General features: G+C 63.3%; 14 protein-coding genes and 1 pseudogene. 4 read left to right on the forward strand and 11 right to left on the reverse strand.

The genetic code is table 11. The features are described 5' to 3' along the window. Positions 1-48 precede the first annotated feature (48 nt). The 3 genes from ACN8M7_RS09550 to ACN8M7_RS09560 all read left to right on the forward strand — a co-directional run bounded on the left by ACN8M7_RS09550 (position 49) and on the right by ACN8M7_RS09560 (position 2365). Positions 49-501 carry a MarR family winged helix-turn-helix transcriptional regulator gene (locus tag ACN8M7_RS09550; RefSeq protein WP_490260588.1) on the forward strand — a complete coding sequence of 151 codons (453 nt, stop codon included), beginning with the start codon at positions 49-51 and terminating at the stop codon, positions 499-501. A gap of 352 nt (positions 502-853) precedes the next feature. Then, positions 854-1279 (forward strand): organic hydroperoxide resistance protein, encoded by a 426-nt coding sequence (locus ACN8M7_RS09555; RefSeq protein WP_490260589.1) that lies wholly within the window; start codon positions 854-856, stop codon positions 1277-1279. A 57-nt stretch (positions 1280-1336) separates the two neighbouring features. After that, entirely contained in the window at positions 1337-2365 is a 1029-nt protein-coding gene (locus ACN8M7_RS09560) for an alpha/beta hydrolase (RefSeq protein WP_490260590.1), read from the forward strand. 182 nt (positions 2366-2547) lie between these two features. Here the strand turns inward: ACN8M7_RS09560 and ACN8M7_RS09565 are convergent, their stop codons facing one another. The 5 genes from ACN8M7_RS09565 to ACN8M7_RS09585 form a co-directional block, all read right to left on the reverse strand. Beyond that, positions 2548-3915 (reverse strand): aspartate aminotransferase family protein, encoded by a 1368-nt coding sequence (locus ACN8M7_RS09565; protein WP_490260591.1) that lies wholly within the window; start codon positions 3913-3915, stop codon positions 2548-2550. Positions 3916-3938: 23 nt separating this feature from the next. Continuing rightward, positions 3939-5285: a glutamine synthetase family protein gene (locus ACN8M7_RS09570; RefSeq protein ID WP_490260592.1), complete on the reverse strand. Its 1347-nt coding sequence runs from the start codon at positions 5283-5285 to the stop codon at positions 3939-3941. Between the two features lie 26 nt (positions 5286-5311). Then, positions 5312-5866 (reverse strand): helix-turn-helix domain-containing protein, encoded by a 555-nt coding sequence (locus ACN8M7_RS09575; protein WP_490260593.1) that lies wholly within the window; start codon positions 5864-5866, stop codon positions 5312-5314. Between the two features lie 16 nt (positions 5867-5882). Then, on the reverse strand, positions 5883-7172 hold the full coding sequence (locus ACN8M7_RS09580; protein ID WP_490260594.1) for an NAD(P)/FAD-dependent oxidoreductase: 1290 nt from the start codon (positions 7170-7172) through the stop codon (positions 5883-5885). Between the two features lie 79 nt (positions 7173-7251). Continuing rightward, entirely contained in the window at positions 7252-7551 is a 300-nt protein-coding gene (locus tag ACN8M7_RS09585; protein ID WP_490260595.1) for an antibiotic biosynthesis monooxygenase, read from the reverse strand. A gap of 475 nt (positions 7552-8026) precedes the next feature. Between ACN8M7_RS09585 and ACN8M7_RS09590 the strand changes: the two genes are divergently transcribed. Further along, positions 8027-8974 (forward strand): AraC family transcriptional regulator, encoded by a 948-nt coding sequence (locus ACN8M7_RS09590; RefSeq protein WP_490260596.1) that lies wholly within the window; start codon positions 8027-8029, stop codon positions 8972-8974. A gap of 88 nt (positions 8975-9062) precedes the next feature. Here the strand turns inward: ACN8M7_RS09590 and ACN8M7_RS09595 are convergent. The 6 genes and pseudogenes from ACN8M7_RS09595 to dnaX all read right to left on the reverse strand — a co-directional run. Then, positions 9063-9170, reverse strand: a pseudogene (locus ACN8M7_RS09595) (acyl-CoA dehydrogenase family protein); the annotation flags it as partial. Positions 9171-9193: 23 nt separating this feature from the next. After that, positions 9194-10342: an acyl-CoA dehydrogenase family protein gene (locus ACN8M7_RS09600; RefSeq protein WP_490260597.1), complete on the reverse strand. Its 1149-nt coding sequence runs from the start codon at positions 10340-10342 to the stop codon at positions 9194-9196. Between the two features lie 66 nt (positions 10343-10408). After that, positions 10409-10990, reverse strand: a complete 582-nt coding sequence (locus tag ACN8M7_RS09605) for an eCIS core domain-containing protein (protein WP_490260598.1) — start codon at positions 10988-10990, stop codon at positions 10409-10411. A 29-nt stretch (positions 10991-11019) separates the two neighbouring features. Next, positions 11020-11619, reverse strand: a complete 600-nt coding sequence (gene recR / locus ACN8M7_RS09610; protein ID WP_061239083.1) for a recombination mediator RecR — start codon at positions 11617-11619, stop codon at positions 11020-11022. A 249-nt stretch (positions 11620-11868) separates the two neighbouring features. After that, positions 11869-12195 (reverse strand): YbaB/EbfC family nucleoid-associated protein, encoded by a 327-nt coding sequence (locus ACN8M7_RS09615; RefSeq protein ID WP_061239082.1) that lies wholly within the window; start codon positions 12193-12195, stop codon positions 11869-11871. A 23-nt stretch (positions 12196-12218) separates the two neighbouring features. Continuing rightward, positions 12219-14324: a DNA polymerase III subunit gamma/tau gene (dnaX, locus tag ACN8M7_RS09620; RefSeq protein ID WP_490260599.1), complete on the reverse strand. Its 2106-nt coding sequence runs from the start codon at positions 14322-14324 to the stop codon at positions 12219-12221. Positions 14325-14784: the final 460 nt, after the last annotated feature.

Raw genomic sequence — 14784 nt, forward strand, 5'->3', positions numbered from 1 at the left:
CGCACCACCTGGCGGACGACGCCAACCACCTTTGCACAGGCCAATGCCATGACCTCCCAAGTGGAACCCTGCGCCGAGCTGATGCTGGATAACCAGCTATGCTTCGCCCTCTATTCCACCTCACTGATGATGACCAAGACCTACAAGCCCCTGCTGCAGGCGCTCGGTCTCACCTATCCGCAATATCTGGCCATGCTGGTGCTGTGGGAAAACGAGGGCATTACCGTCAGTGAAATCAGCGCGCGCATGCTGACCGATCCCGGCTCCTTGACGCCTCTGCTCAAGCGCCTGGAAAGCGAAGGCCTGCTGCAACGCCAACGCAGCAGTCAGGACGAACGCGTGGTTCAGCTGTACCTCACCGACGCAGGTCGCGCCCTGCACGAACAGGCCAAGGCACTGCCGGCCTGCATCCTCAAGGCATCTGCCTTGAATATGGAGCAACTGGGCAAGCTACGTGACGACCTGATCGAACTACGCGGCCATCTGCAAGACGCCCTCTGATCTCTGCGATGCCAATCACCGCCTGCTCCCGCTAGAGCGCAGACGCCCCTCTTCGCGCGACATCCCGTGCGCGCCGCATGCAACGACCTCCGCTGTACCCGAGCGCTTATCCCCGCGTCATGAGCCGTTATTGCCGTTGAGCCTGGCAAGTCACCTCAGCATCTTCTACAGGGCATGGCGGCGCTCCTTGCTACGCACTTATTCCTGAAAAACAGAATCGTATAGCCAAATCTTCCATACATTTATCTTGCGCACTAATGTTTTGCGCAATACAGTTCGCTTCACGGAATTGGTTAGCGCACAAAATACTTGCAAACCAATCCATTCCCCCCAGCCGATAAGGATCAATGCCATGACCATCGAAAACGTTCTCTACCGTGCAACCGCTGAAGCCTTTGGTGGCCGTGAAGGCCGCGCCGTTTCTTCCGACGGCGTGCTCGACATCGCCCTGACTACCCCGCAAGAACTCGGCGGTGCCGGCGGTAACGGCACCAATCCCGAGCAACTGTTCGCTGCCGGTTATTCCGCCTGCTTCCTCGGCGCCCTGAAATTCGTAGCCGCCCGCGACAAGCTGACCATCCCTGCGGACACCTTCATCGAAGGCACCGTGGGCATCGGCGCTATCCCCACCGGTTTCGGCATCGAAGTGGAACTGCGCATCAGCCTGCCGGGCCTGGATCGCAACGCCGCGCAGACCCTGGTGGATCGCGCGCACATCGTCTGCCCGTACTCCAACGCCACCCGCGGCAACATCGACGTCACCCTGACCATCGTCTGACAGATCGCAGCCAGCGCTCGCGGCCATCGCCCGAGCGCGGCCCAGGAGGAAACCGCCATGAAAACCCGCACCCTGTTCGCCAATGCCCTGCCTGCCGGACTGCTCGCTCTGGCCATCAACAGCAGCTTCGCCGCCGGCAGCCCCGGCGTGGAACACAACACTCAAGGCTTCCTCGATGCCCTGGCAGCTGGCGGCGGTCAGCCGCTGGAAACCCTTGCGCCGAAGAACGCCCGCGCCGTGCTGGTGGCCGCCCAGGCCAGCGTAGAGGTGGACCTGTCCGGCATCGTCGTGGACACCAAGGTCATCCAGGTCAACGGCCAGTCGCTCACCCTCAAGGTGGTGCGACCCGAAGGTGCACGCGGCATGCTGCCGGGCTTCATGTTCTTCCACGGCGGTGGCTGGGTGCTGGGCGACTACCCGACCCACGAGCGCCTGATCCGCGACCTGGTAGTGGGCTCTGGCACGGCGGCGATCTACGTCGACTACACGCCATCGCCGGAAGCCAAGTACCCGACCGCGATCAACCAGGCCTATGCCGCGACCAAATGGGTCGCCGACAACGGCAGCCAGATCGGTGTCGACGGTTCGCGCCTGGCGGTGGCCGGCAACAGCGTCGGCGGCAATATGGCCGCCGTGGTCGCCATCAAGGCCAAGGAGGCCGGCACGCCGAAACTGCGCGCCCAGGTGCTGCTGTGGCCGGTGACCGACGCCAATTTCAACAATGCGTCGTACAACCAGTTCGCCGAAGGCCACTTCCTGACGCGCGGCATGATGGAATGGTTCTGGGACAACTACACCACCGATCCGAAGCAACGTAACGAGATCCATGCATCGCCGCTGCGCGCCAGCCTGGAACAACTCAGAGGGCTGCCGCCGGCCCTGGTGCAGACCGCCGAGATGGACGTGCTGCGTGACGAAGGCGAAGCCTACGCCCGCCGCCTGAACGCCGCTGGCGTGCCGGTGACCGCCGTGCGCTACAACGGCATGATCCACGACTACGGCCTGCTCAATGTAGTGGCTGAAGTGCCGGCCGTGCGCACTGCCCTGGATCAGGCAGCGCTGACGCTTAAGAACAGCCTCAAGTAAGTGGCTGAAAAACGAAACCCCGCTACCGTTGCCGGTTGCGGGGTTTTCTTTTGATCATCGTCCTTCGCGGCTAAAGCCGCTCCTACACATGCTGTCTTCGCGTAGGAGCGGCTGGGCGGCATTCCGCTTTAACCGCGAGCTTTGCCCGTCGCGGCTAAAACCCCTCCCACGGTACAGCAGGCTCACACAGCGCTACACACCTGCTCCCAGGTCAGATCCAGGCACTTGCGTGCTTTCTCAATCAGCTCATCCACTTCCGCCTGGGTGATCACCAGAGGCGGCGCGATGATCATGGTGTCGCCCACGGCGCGCATGATCAGGCCATTGTCGAAGCAGTGACCACGACAGACCATGCCCACGCCCACATCAGCGGAGAAGCGCTTGCGCGTGGCCTTGTCCTGCACCAGTTCGATGGCGCCGAGCATACCGACGCCGCGTACTTCGCCCACCAAGGGGTGATCGGCCAGCTCACGCAGGCGCTTTTGCAGGTAGGGTGCAGTTTCTGCCTTGACCCGCTCGACGATGCCTTCTTCCTTGAGAATGCGCAGGTTCTCCAGACCCACTGCCGCCGCCACCGGATGCCCGGAATAGGTGAAGCCGTGGTTGAAGTCGCCGTGCGCCTCGATCACCTCGAACACCTTGTCGCTGACGATCAGCCCACCCATCGGCACGTAACCTGAGGTCAGGCCCTTGGCGATGGTCATCAGGTCAGGCTTGAGGCCGTAATACTGGCTGCCGAACCACTCGCCGGTACGGCCAAAGCCGCAGATCACTTCGTCGGCGACGAAGAGAATGTCGTACTTGGCGAGGATTTCCTTTATGCGCGGCCAGTAGCTCTGCGGCGGGATGATCACGCCGCCCGCGCCTTGGATCGGCTCGGCGATAAAGGCTGCAACGTTGTCTTCGCCCAGCTCGAGAATCTTCTTCTCCAGCTGATCGGCAGCCCAGATGCCGAACTCTTCCGGCGACTGCTCGCCGCCCTCACCGAACCAGTACGGTTGCGGGATATGGGCGATGCCGGGGATCGGCAGGTCGCCCTGCTCGTGCATGAATTTCATGCCACCGAGGCTGGCGCCGGCCACGGTGGAGCCGTGATAGCCATTGTCGCGACCGATGATGATCTTCTTGTTCGGCTGGCCCTTGCACGCCCAGTAGTGGCGTACCAGGCGCAGCATGGTGTCGTTGCCTTCGGAGCCCGAACCGGTGAAGAAAACATGGTTCATGCCGGCCGGCGCCAGCTGGGAGATGGCATGGGCCAGCTCCAGCACCGGCGGATGGGCGGTCTGGAAGAAGGTGTTGTAGAACGGCAGTTGACGCATCTGCGCGCTGGCAGCTTCGACCAGTTCTTCGCGGCCATAACCGACGGCCACGCACCACAGGCCGGCCATGCCATCGAGAATCTTGTTGCCCTCGCTGTCCCACAGGTGCACGCCTTTGGCCTCGGTGATGATGCGCGGGCCTTTCTCGGCCAGCTGCTTGTAATCACTGAACGGCGCCAGGTGGTGGGCCTGGCTTAGGGCTTGCCAATGTGCGGTTTTCGAGTTGTTCATGTCGCCTCCTTCGATCCGGGACATCACAGGTACCAGCGGTATTCGCGCGGGCTGATGTCGTGCATGAAGGCCAGGTGATCCTGGCGTTTGTTCTCGCAATAAACCATGACGAACTCGCTGCCCAGGCCGGCGGCGACGCGCTCGCTGGTCTGCATGCGGCGCACGGCGTCGAGCATGTCCTTGGGAAAGTCGACGCCGCTGGCGCGGTCGTCATTCAGGGGTGCGATGGGCTCGACCTGAGCGTCGAGGCCCTGCTCGATACTCGTCAGCAGCGCCGCCAGCACCAGGTAAGGGTTGGCGTCGGCGCCTGGCAGGCGGAACTCCAGGCGCAGGTTGCGCGCGTCCGACTCGGGAATGCGCACGCAGGCGTCGCGGTCCTCGAAGCCCCAACTGGCCTGGCTGGCCGAGTTCACCTGGGCGCCGAAACGGCGGTAACTGTTGTGGTTCGGCGCGTAGATCGGCATCAGCTCCGGCAACAGCTCCAGGCAACCGGCCACGGCATGGCGCAGCGGGCGCTGCTGGTCGCGGGCCAGCAGGTTGTCACCGGCCTCGTCGTAGAGGCTGACGTGGATATGCATGCCACTGCCCGGATACTGCAGATACGGCTTGGCCATGAAGCTGGCACGATGACCATGCTTGAGCGCCACGCCACGGGTCACCCGGCAGAACAGCGCCGACCAGTCGGCAGCCTGCAGCGGGTCGGCGTTATGACTGAAGTTGATCTCGAACTGCCCCGGGCCGATCTCGGCGGTGATCACCGTGGTATCGATGCCCTGCAGACGTGCGGTCTCGGTGATGTCGTCGAGCACCTCGGCAAAGCGCGAGAGGCGTTCGATGTGCATGTTCGGCTGGTCGTCGGCATCGCCACTCAGGTCATCGCGCGGGTACTGCGGCAAGCCGTCCTTGAGCGCCTTGTCGAACAGGTAGAACTCCAGTTCGAAGGCCACCACCGGACGAATGCCGCGCGCAGCCAGACGCTGCACCACGCGCGCCAGCACCTCGCGTGGCTCGAATTCGATGGGCGCCTCGGTGCCATCGGAGCTGATCAGCATCTGCCCGAGCGGCTGGCGCTCCCAGTTCACCCGCTTGAGCGTGCCGGGAATCAGGCGCCGTGGCGCGTCCGGGTCGCCATCGTGGAAGCAGTAGTTGCCGATCTCGTAAAGCCCGCCCTGGGCGCCGAGCAGCACGCAGTTCTGCGGCAGCTTCAGGGCGCTGCCGGCAGCGACCTTCTCCAGCATCTCGATGGGATAGCGCTTGCCGTAGAAATGTCCGGGGATGTCCAGGCAGATCAGGTCGACGAAGCGCACCTCGGGGTGGGCCTGGCGAAACTGGCGGACTTCGTCGAGCAACTCGACTCGGGTGGCGTTCATTATGGTTAGTTCCGATTCACGGGAGGTCAGGTGTAGATCCACAACACCCGCGCGGGGGTGTCGCCTTGGTTGGCATAACGCAGGTGCGCGTAACTGGGCACCTGAAAGGCATCGCCGGGATGCAGCGTGGCGCTCTCGTCCTCACCCAACCACAACGTCAGTTGGCCTTCAAGCACGTAGCCGGCCTGCTCCGAGCGGTCGCTCATCTGCCGCTCGCCGCTGCTGGCACCGGGTTCGAGCAGGCTCTCGACCACCATGAAGGCGCCCTGCAAGGTGGGTGACGCCATGATGTCGGTGATACCACCGGCCAGATACAGTGTGCGGCGCTCATCTGGCCGGGTGACCCAGTCCAGCGCCTTGGGCTTGGGCAGGCTGTAGAAATAGGTGGTGGGCACATCGAGCGCCTCGGCGATGGCGGTCAGATCCGCCACAGTCGGACGCGACAGGCCGCGCTCGACCTGGGAAAGAAAGCCCACGGAGCGACCGACGCGTTCGGCCAGCTCATTGAGGGTGACTTTCTTGTGCTTGCGCAAGTCGTGGATAAGCACGGCCAGAGCCGCCATTTCCAGATTATTGTCCATGTCAGGGCTGTCCATTTCAGAAGCTGTCTCTCAGTCGGTACCAGGCCTTGCCGACGGCCTCGAGCGGCCCCGCCAGGCGCTCGCCGAACGGAAATTCGGGATTGCGTAGCTGCTGGTACAACGCCAGTTCCTCATCGTGGCCAAGGATGGCATCGCTGACCGCCCGCGCCGCCGCCAGGGTCGGCAGCACGCCGTGACCAGAGAAGCCCTGCAGCCAGTAGCGCCCGTTCTCGCCGCCGATGTCCGGCGTGCGCGCACGGGTGACATCGATATGGCCGCCCCAGGCAAAATCGATGGCCACGCCGGACAGCTGCGGGAAGACGCGCTCGAGGAAAGGCCGCGTCGCTGCCGCCATATCCTTTGGCAAACCGCCGAGGTAGGTGCAGCCGCCGCCGAATAGCAGACGGTGGTCCGGCGTGCGGCGGAAGTAGTCGAGGACGAACTGGTTGTCGGTGACGCAGGTGTTGCGCGGCAACAGTGCCTCGGCGCACTCCGCCCCCAGCGGCGCGGTGGCGATCTGGTAAGTGCCCACCGGCAGAATGCGCCGCGCCAGACGCGGCTCCAGGCGATCGATATAGGTGTTGCAGGCCAGCACCAGTTGATCGGCTTGAACACTGCCTTGCTGAGTACGCACACGGTAGCGGCCGCCATACGCCTCCTGGCTCAGCGCACGGCTCTGCTCGAAGATCTGCCCACCGGCGCGAACGAAGGCCTCAGCCAGACCGAGTGCCAGCTTGAGCGGGTTGAGGTGCCCGGCCTCAGGGTCGTAAAGCCCGGCCTGGTAGCGTTCGCTGGCGACCCACTGCGGCATCTGCTCACGAGAGACGAACTGCAGCGCACGGTGCCCCCACTTATAGGCCGCCTGCTCCTGCCACTCGTGCAGCAACGCTACGCGCCGGGGCAACACCGCCGTCCACAAATGACCACGGCGATAATCGCAATCAAAGCCATGGCGCTGGGGCAGCTCGCGCAGCTCGTTGGCCGCCCAGGCCATGCCACTCCACAGACGCCGCGCGCGCTCGATGCCAAGTGCCTTTTCCAGCGGCGGCATATCGCAGGACCAACCGAGGATCGCCTGCCCGCCGTTGCGTCCCGAAGCCGCCCAGGCCACACGACTGGCTTCCAGCAGAACGACCTGGCGCCCAGCCTCGGCCAGACGCAAGGCGGTATGCAGGCCACTGAAACCGGCACCGACCACCAGCACATCGCACTGCAAATCACCTTGCAGGATCGGATGATGCTTCAGTCGATCACTGCAGCTTTGCGCGTAGTAGCTGTCGACGTGCTCACTGGCGTGGCGAAACATAGACGACTCATGAAATTTAAAATAATTAATTTCATGAAAATCTATAGAGATAAATTCACAAAGGCAAGCCTGAGCGGCCTCAGGCAACCTGTCGCTGCAACTCCATGCTGCATTCGAGATGACTGAACAGCCCCTCGTCTATCGCCGCAGCGATTACCTGACGCAGTCCCTCGCTGCCAAGGAAAGCGTCGCGTGCCGCTGCCGAACTCCACTGCCCCTCGACCTGCCAGGTCAGCGAATCGCCATGCAGAGCAGACACACTCAGGCGTTCGCAGCCCGGAATATCCCGGCCAACCTCGTGCAAGCGCGCCAGGCATTGCCCCAGCCGGATCGAGCGGTCGTGGCGAGCGCGAACGGTCATACGGTGAATGATGCTCATGGCAACCTCCTGGAAGTGAATCAGTACATACCGGCAGCCTCAGGCTGCAAAACATGTGGCGCTGCGTCAGGCTCAGCACGAGCCGCCCCGCCAGAGGCCCTGGAGTCGAGCCAGGCAGTGGCGAGCAACAACAGCGTCAGTGGCGCGATCAGCCATCTGCTGGACAGGGCTCGCTCCCTTGATCAGGCGTTGGGGCACCGCCTGGCGGGCATTCGAGTCGGCGCAGGGAAGCCGCGATGACGACAAGGATCACGCACAAGGTCATCAGGACGTTAGTCGATTACTGGCATATTCTTGCCTAAAACTGTATCCAGCGAATTCGACACAGATCCTGCACGCGCTGCCAAGGCGCCTCTGAAATACTCGCTATTGCTGGAATTTGCCCATTACTGGCAAATATTTGCCTAATCCTGCCGCACCCCATGACTTGCCTGAAAAACCTGGCTAGGCTTCGCTGACTTTCTGGAGGCGCGCCATGCACTCACCCATCCATACCGCCACAAATCTCGACACGCCCCTTGCCGAACTGAGCCATGAAATGGCGCGCCTCGTCGAACGCTTCGTCCCCGAGGACGGCCTGCACCTCACGGCCATTCCCGGTCTGAAACTGGCGCGCGCGACGACGCCGAGCCTGCCGATGCAGACGGTGTACGACCCCTGCCTGTGCATCATCGCCCAGGGGCGCAAGGAGATCCGCCTGGGCGACGAACTCTATGTCTATGACCCGCTGAATTATCTGGTGGCATCGGTGGTGCTCCCGGTGACCGGCCGGGTCATCGAAGCCAGCCCGGAGGCGCCCTACCTGAGCCTGGCGCTGGAGATCGACCCGGCGCTGATCAGCAGCCTGCTCACCGAAATGCCGCCCATCCCGGCGCCGGATGCCGCCTCACAACGCGCCCTGTTTCTCGACCGCCTGGATCCACGCCTGCTGGATGCGGTGATTCGCCTGCTGCGCCTGCTGGAAACCCCGCGCGACATCGCCATGCTGGCGCCGTTGGCCCTGCGCGAGATTTTCTATCGCATGCTGCTCAGCCCGCAGGGCCATCGCCTGCATGAGATCGTGATCGCCGACAGCCAGAGCCAGCGTATCTCCCGCGCCATCGAGTGGTTGCGCAAGAACTTCGACCAGCCGCTGCGTATCGAGGAGCTGGCCCGTGAGGTGAACCTGAGCCCGTCCACCCTGCACCATCGCTTCAAGGCCGTTACCGCCTTCAGCCCGCTGCAGTATCAGAAGCAACTGCGCCTGCAGGAGGCTCGCCGGCTGATGCTGTGCGACAACCTCGAGGCGGCGGCGGCCAGCTACCGCGTGGGCTACGAAAGCCCATCGCAGTTCAGTCGTGAATACAGTCGCCTGTTCGGCGAGCCGCCACAGCGCGACATCGCCCGTCTGCGCCAGGCAGCGCAGAATCAGCAAGCGTCCTGATCACCGCTTTCCGTGGGAGGCGCTTGAGCGGCGAGCTTTACCGCCTCTTTAAGGCTGATCGCGGCTAAAGCCCCTCCCACAGAAGCGGCTACAACCCCATCTGCTTGGCGATGATCTCGTTCATGATTTCCCGCGTACCGCCGCCGATGGAAAGGATGCGGTTGTCGCGGTACAGGCGCTCGACCAGGGATTCGCGCCATAGAGGCCCAAGTACCGCGTCTACAGCCCCATCTGCTTGGCAATGATCTCGTTCATGATCTCCCGCGTGCCGCCGCCGATGGAGAGAATGCGGTTATCACGGTACAGGCGCTCGACCAGGGATTCGCGCATGTACCCCATCCCCCCCATGATCTGCACCGCATCGTAGGTCAGCCGGTCGGCGATATCGGTGGCGAAGTTCTTGGCCATGGAGATTTCCTTGATCACGCTCCTGCCAGCCGCCATCTGCGCAGCCTGGCGATAGGTGAACTCGCGCGATACCTCCAGTTGCGTGGCCATCTCGGCGAGGCGGTGCTTGAGCACCTGGAACTTGCCCACCGGCTTGCCGAACGCCTGGCGCTCGCGCGCCCATTTCAGGGACTCCTCCAGCGCCAGTTGCGCGGTCATGTTGGCCATGATCGCCAGGCTCAGGCGCTCACTCTGAAAGTTGGCCATGATGCAGGCGAAACCGGCGTTCTCCACGCCGATCAGGTTCTCCACCGGCACCTGACAGTCGTCGAAGAACAGCTCGGCGGTGTCCGAGGCCCACCAGCCCATTTTCTTCAACTTGTGCCCGACGCTGAAACCCGGCGTGCCCTTCTCCACCAGCAGCAGGCTGACGCCGCCGAAACCCTCGCCGCCGGTGCGCACCGCCACCGTGTAGTAATCGGCACGTACGCCGCTGGTGATGAAGGTCTTGCTGCCGTTGATGCGGTAGTGATCACCGTCACGCACGGCGCGGGTCTTGAGGTTGGCCACATCGGAGCCACCGGAGGGCTCGGTCACCGCCAGCGCCATGATCTTCTCGCCGGCCAGCACCTGCGGCACCACGCGCTCGCGCACCGTCGGCTTGGCCCACTTGAGGATCGGCGGCAAGCCGATATCCAGCGAGCCGAGCCCGGCCACCAGGCCACCGGAGCCGCTGCGCATCAGTTCCTCGCTGGCTGCCACCTTGGCGAACACGTCACCCTCATGGCTGCCGCCGTACTGCTCGGGGTAGCCGATACCGAGAATGCCCGCCGCGCCAGCCTTGAGGTACAGCTCACGAGGAAACTCCTCGGCCTCCTCCCATTCGTCGATAAACGGCAGGATCTCACGCTCGACGAAACGCCGAACGGAATCACGAACCAATTGATGGGATTCATCGAAATACGACAGAACGGCGGCCATGCGGGTACTCCCGTTATTGTTTTGGTCACCCTAACCTAGCGCTTGCTTGGTTTTCAAGCGAGCGTTTTATTCTGGCTCACGCAATGCCTTTCTCACCCGCTCACCCATCTCGTAGGCCGGCCCTTCCACCGCCTGGAAGTCACGGGTGTAGCGCTGGGCGAAGCCATCGGTGCCCCATTCGCGGTACTGCTGCACATGCCAGAGTTCATGCGCCCACAGCGCAGCATCCTGCGCGGCGGCAGCGGCGTCGCGAAACACCACCACATCGACCAGGGTCACGGCCTGCACGTCCGGGTTCTGCAGCATGACGGTAGCGGCATCCATCTCATCGGTGATACCGACGCGATAGCGCACCTCATCGAGCAAGGCGTCGTCGTAGAACGGTGCAAGCTGGGCGCGAATCATCAAAGGAATGGGCTCGGTGCCGGCGCGTAGCGCCGCCTGGCGAGATTGCAGCAACCAGGCTTCGAGACGAGCCGCGGCCATGTTCAGGCCGCCTTCGCGCACCCGCACGGGATCCGGCACGCACAGGCAGGAGGCCCCGAGACAGACCTGAACCTGCCCGCTCGGGCACTGGCTGGCCTGTACGGCCAGCGGCGCGCCAAGCAGGAGCAGCAGACTCATACGACGCAGAGTGTCAGCGATCACGGGCACTCCGGGTCCGGCGGTTGGGGTAACTACAGACTGATCGGACGGCGGCCAGCCAGGGCGTGCGCCAGAGTCCCGCCATCGACCAGCTCCAGCTCGCCACCCAGCGGCATGCCGTGGGCGATACGCGAGGCCACCAGGCCCTTGCCGACGAGAATCTGCGCGATGTAATGCGCCGTGGCCTCACCTTCCACCGTCGGGTTGGTCGCCAGGATCACCTCACTGAAGGCGCCGGCCTCGATGCGCTCGAGCAACTCGGGAATGCCAATGGCCTCCGGGCCCAGACCATCGAGCGGTGACAGATGGCCCTTGAGCACGAAGTAGCGCCCGCGAAACCCGGTCTGCTCAACCGCGTGCACATCCATCGGCCCTTCCACCACGCACAGCAAACTGTCGTCGCGGCGCTCATCCAGGCACAGCTGGCACAGCTCATCCTCACTCAGGCTGCGGCAGCGCTTGCAGTGCCCCACGCCTTCCATCGCCGCGTTGAGCGCCTGCGCCAGACGCTGACCACCGCTGCGATCACGCTCGAGCAGTTGCAGGGCCATACGCTGCGCGGTCTTCTGCCCCACACCGGGCAGGATGCGCAGGGAGTCGATCAACTGGCGAATCAGGGGACTGAAACTCATGGATGTCCTACAGGTTGGTAGCCCGGAAGCAATCCGGGGAAACAGGGCATACAAGCGCCGCGGATTTCATCCGGGCTACGCGCTCGTCTAATCCGGCGTATGTCATTACCACCACAAGCCCAAGGGGGCGTCCAGACGGAATGCAGTACAAGGCGCGAAAGGCCCCGAGCACCGGAGTTTACGTCTGTAAATGAGGATGCTCGGGGCCTTTCGCTACGCAGTAATGCGTGCCGGCTGGGCGTCACATGCTCAGAAGGGCATTTTGAAGCCCGGGGGGAGCTGCATGCCGGCCGTCATGCCAGACATCTTCTCCTGGCTGTTCTGCTCGACCTTGCGCACCGCGTCGTTGACCGCAGCGGCGATCAGGTCTTCGAGCACTTCCTTGTCTTCCTGCATCAGGCTGTCATCCAGGGAGATGCGCTTGACGTCGTGACGACCGGTCATCACCACGCTGACCAGGCCGGCACCGGACTGGCCGGTGACTTCGGCATTGGCCAGCTCTTCCTGCATCTTCTGCATTTTTTCCTGCATCTGCTGAGCCTGCTTCATCAGGCCTGCCATGCCACCTTTCATCATCTCGGTATCCTCGGTGTTCAGAATTAACTGGGGGTATCGATAGGTTCGATACTGTCATCGCGAATCTTCGCGGCGAACTGCTGAATCATTTGCTGCACCAGCGGATCGGCATGAATGGACGCCTCGGCACTGCGCTGGCGTTCGGCGCGGCGACGGGCAGCCGCCTGCGCCGGGGTTTCCTGCTCCGGCTTGCACAGCTCGATGCGCAGTTTGATGCTGCGCCCCTGCTGCTGGTTCAGCGCATCGTTCAGACGGCGCTGCTGAGTCGGGTTGAACAGCGCGCTGTGCGCGGGATCCAGGTGCAACAGCCAATCGTCGCCGTTGGCCTCGATCAGGGTGCAGTTGGCCGCGATGCTACCGGTCATGCCGCCAAGGCCCAACTGCGGGAACAACGCCAGCCACTCTGCCGCCAGACCGGTTGCCGGCTTGGCGGCCGGCAACGGCTCTTCGACCACAGGTGTCTCGGCTTCGGCGTGGCCAAAATCGTAGTCGAGCGTTTCGGCGTCCATCTCGACATAGTCGTAGTCGCCGGGCGGCGGTTCGTCATCAGCGCCATCGACGTCCACGACAGGCTGCGCAGGCGCGCTAGGCGCTGGCGCGGCCACCGCTGGTGTTTCCGGCGCTTGCGGCTGTGCACTCTCCACCTCAGGCGCAGCAGCGGATTGAACAGCCTCCACCGCAGGCTCTGCAGGCGTGGCAGTTTGCCAAGGCACATCGACAACCAAAGGAGCGACGGGCTCAGGCGCAAAATTCGCTGCCGGCGCGGCTGCGGGCTCAGCCTGCGGCTGCGGCTCGCTCACGACGGGCTCCGGGGCCGGCGGCGGCGCTACCGGGCTTGCTTCAACCGGGACGGGAGCAGGCACAGACGCTGCAGGTATGGCCATCGGCTCTGGAGCTGGAGCTGGAGCTGGAGCTGGAGCTGGCGAGGAGACCACAGGAGCAGGAGCCGGCATAGCGGTGCCGGCCACTGGATTCTGTTGGGAATCAGCAGTGGCCTGGCTGATCCCCAAGGGCTTTAGCGTGACCTTTGGCGCATCGTCGGCTCCCGCCGGGCGGAAGGCCAACATCCGCAGCAGCACCATCTCGAAGCCGCCGCGTGGCTCAGGTGCCAGAGGCAGATCACGACGACCGATCAGGCCCATCTGATAGTAGAACTGCACGTCCTCGGCCGGCAGCGCCTGGGCCAGCTGCAATACCCGCTCACGGTCGCCCTGACCATTGTCCACGGCATCGGGCAGCGCCTGAGCGATAGCGACGCGGTGCAGGACGTTGAGCATTTCCGAGAGCACGCCATTCCAGTCCGGCCCCTGCTCGGCGAGATGGCGAACCGCCTCGATCAGAGCGCGCGCATCGCCTTCAATCAGCGCATGCAGCACGCCGTAGACCTGGCCGTGATCGAGCGTACCGAGCATGGCACGCACATCGGCCGCCAGCACCTTGCCCTCGCCGAACGCGATGGCCTGGTCGGTCAGGCTCATGGCATCGCGCATCGAACCATCGGCAGCACGGCCGAGCAGCCACAGAGCATCGTCCTCGAACGGCACGTTCTCGGCGGTCAGTACGTGGGTCAGATGCTCGACCACCCGCTCCGGCGGCATGTTCTTCAGCGAGAACTGCAGGCAGCGCGACAGCACGGTGACCGGCAATTTCTGCGGGTCGGTGGTGGCAAGGAGGAATTTGACGTGAGGTGGCGGCTCTTCCAGCGTCTTCAACAGCGCGTTGAAGGAACTGGTGGAGAGCATGTGCACTTCGTCAATCAGGTAGACCTTGAAGCGGCCACGACTCGGCGAATACTGCACGTTGTCGAGCAACTCGCGGGTGTCTTCGACCTTGGTACGGCTGGCGGCATCCACTTCGATCAGGTCGACGAAGCGCCCTTCATCGATCTCCCGGCACACCGAGCAGGTGCCACAGGGGGTGGAGCTGATACCCGTTTCGCAGTTCAGGCACTTGGCGATAATGCGCGCGATGGTGGTCTTGCCCACCCCGCGCGTACCGGTAAACAGGTAGGCGTGGTGCAGGCGCTGGCTATCCAGGGCGTTGATCAGGGCTTTGAGCACATGAGTCTGGCCGACCATTTCGCGGAACGAGCGCGGACGCCATTTACGTGCAAGAACCTGATAACTCATGGAAAACCGTCATGTGAGGAAAGCAAAAGTGGGCTAATCCTAGCGGAGCAACCGGCAAATTGCATCCGCCAACCGAACCCGGTAGACGTCGCACGCGAACGCCAACAAATAGAGCTGTTCAATTCTTGAACAACCGCGTATGATCCGCCCCGTTCGTACCACGCTGTAAGTCAAAAAGGCCTTTTGCGCCCCCTCGCTGGTTTCCCGGTTCAACGTCTAGCGCATCTGCGCGCTGCCGCCCTCCCCGATCCCATCTGCTGACTGATCAGGCCGACTCGCCGTTTATCGGTGCAGTTCCTCTGCCTGCCTCCGACGTACCGACCACGACGACGAACCGTAACAATGGAACTTTATCGTGCCAATCAAGCTCCGATCGGTTGACATGCTATGGCCGCTTTTCGGCCAACCACATGGAGCTACACCACGCGCAACGAAGCGCACATGCTTTAAAGGAAAGACC

It is taken from the genome of Pseudomonas spartinae (genome assembly GCF_965197125.1).
GTDB lineage: Bacteria > Pseudomonadota > Gammaproteobacteria > Pseudomonadales > Pseudomonadaceae > Aquipseudomonas > Aquipseudomonas composti_A.

Excerpts from the sequence above, each read along its gene's own strand:
- ACN8M7_RS09600 (WP_490260597.1), bottom strand. The coding sequence starts at position 10,342 with ATGGCCGCCGTTCTGTCGTATTTCGATGAATCCCATCAATTGGTTCGT.
- ACN8M7_RS09590 (WP_490260596.1), top strand. The coding sequence starts at position 8,027 with ATGCACTCACCCATCCATACCGCCACAAATCTCGACACGCCCCTTGCC.
- dnaX (WP_490260599.1), bottom strand. The coding sequence starts at position 14,324 with ATGAGTTATCAGGTTCTTGCACGTAAATGGCGTCCGCGCTCGTTCCGC.
- ACN8M7_RS09560 (WP_490260590.1), top strand. The coding sequence starts at position 1,337 with ATGAAAACCCGCACCCTGTTCGCCAATGCCCTGCCTGCCGGACTGCTC.
- ACN8M7_RS09565 (WP_490260591.1), bottom strand. The coding sequence starts at position 3,915 with ATGAACAACTCGAAAACCGCACATTGGCAAGCCCTAAGCCAGGCCCAC.
- ACN8M7_RS09615 (WP_061239082.1), bottom strand. The coding sequence starts at position 12,195 with ATGATGAAAGGTGGCATGGCAGGCCTGATGAAGCAGGCTCAGCAGATG.
- ACN8M7_RS09585 (WP_490260595.1), bottom strand. The coding sequence starts at position 7,551 with ATGAGCATCATTCACCGTATGACCGTTCGCGCTCGCCACGACCGCTCG.
- ACN8M7_RS09570 (WP_490260592.1), bottom strand. The coding sequence starts at position 5,285 with ATGAACGCCACCCGAGTCGAGTTGCTCGACGAAGTCCGCCAGTTTCGC.
- ACN8M7_RS09580 (WP_490260594.1), bottom strand. The coding sequence starts at position 7,172 with ATGTTTCGCCACGCCAGTGAGCACGTCGACAGCTACTACGCGCAAAGC.
- ACN8M7_RS09575 (WP_490260593.1), bottom strand. The coding sequence starts at position 5,866 with ATGGACAATAATCTGGAAATGGCGGCTCTGGCCGTGCTTATCCACGAC.
- ACN8M7_RS09550 (WP_490260588.1), top strand. The coding sequence starts at position 49 with ATGACCTCCCAAGTGGAACCCTGCGCCGAGCTGATGCTGGATAACCAG.
- recR (WP_061239083.1), bottom strand. The coding sequence starts at position 11,619 with ATGAGTTTCAGTCCCCTGATTCGCCAGTTGATCGACTCCCTGCGCATC.
- ACN8M7_RS09555 (WP_490260589.1), top strand. The coding sequence starts at position 854 with ATGACCATCGAAAACGTTCTCTACCGTGCAACCGCTGAAGCCTTTGGT.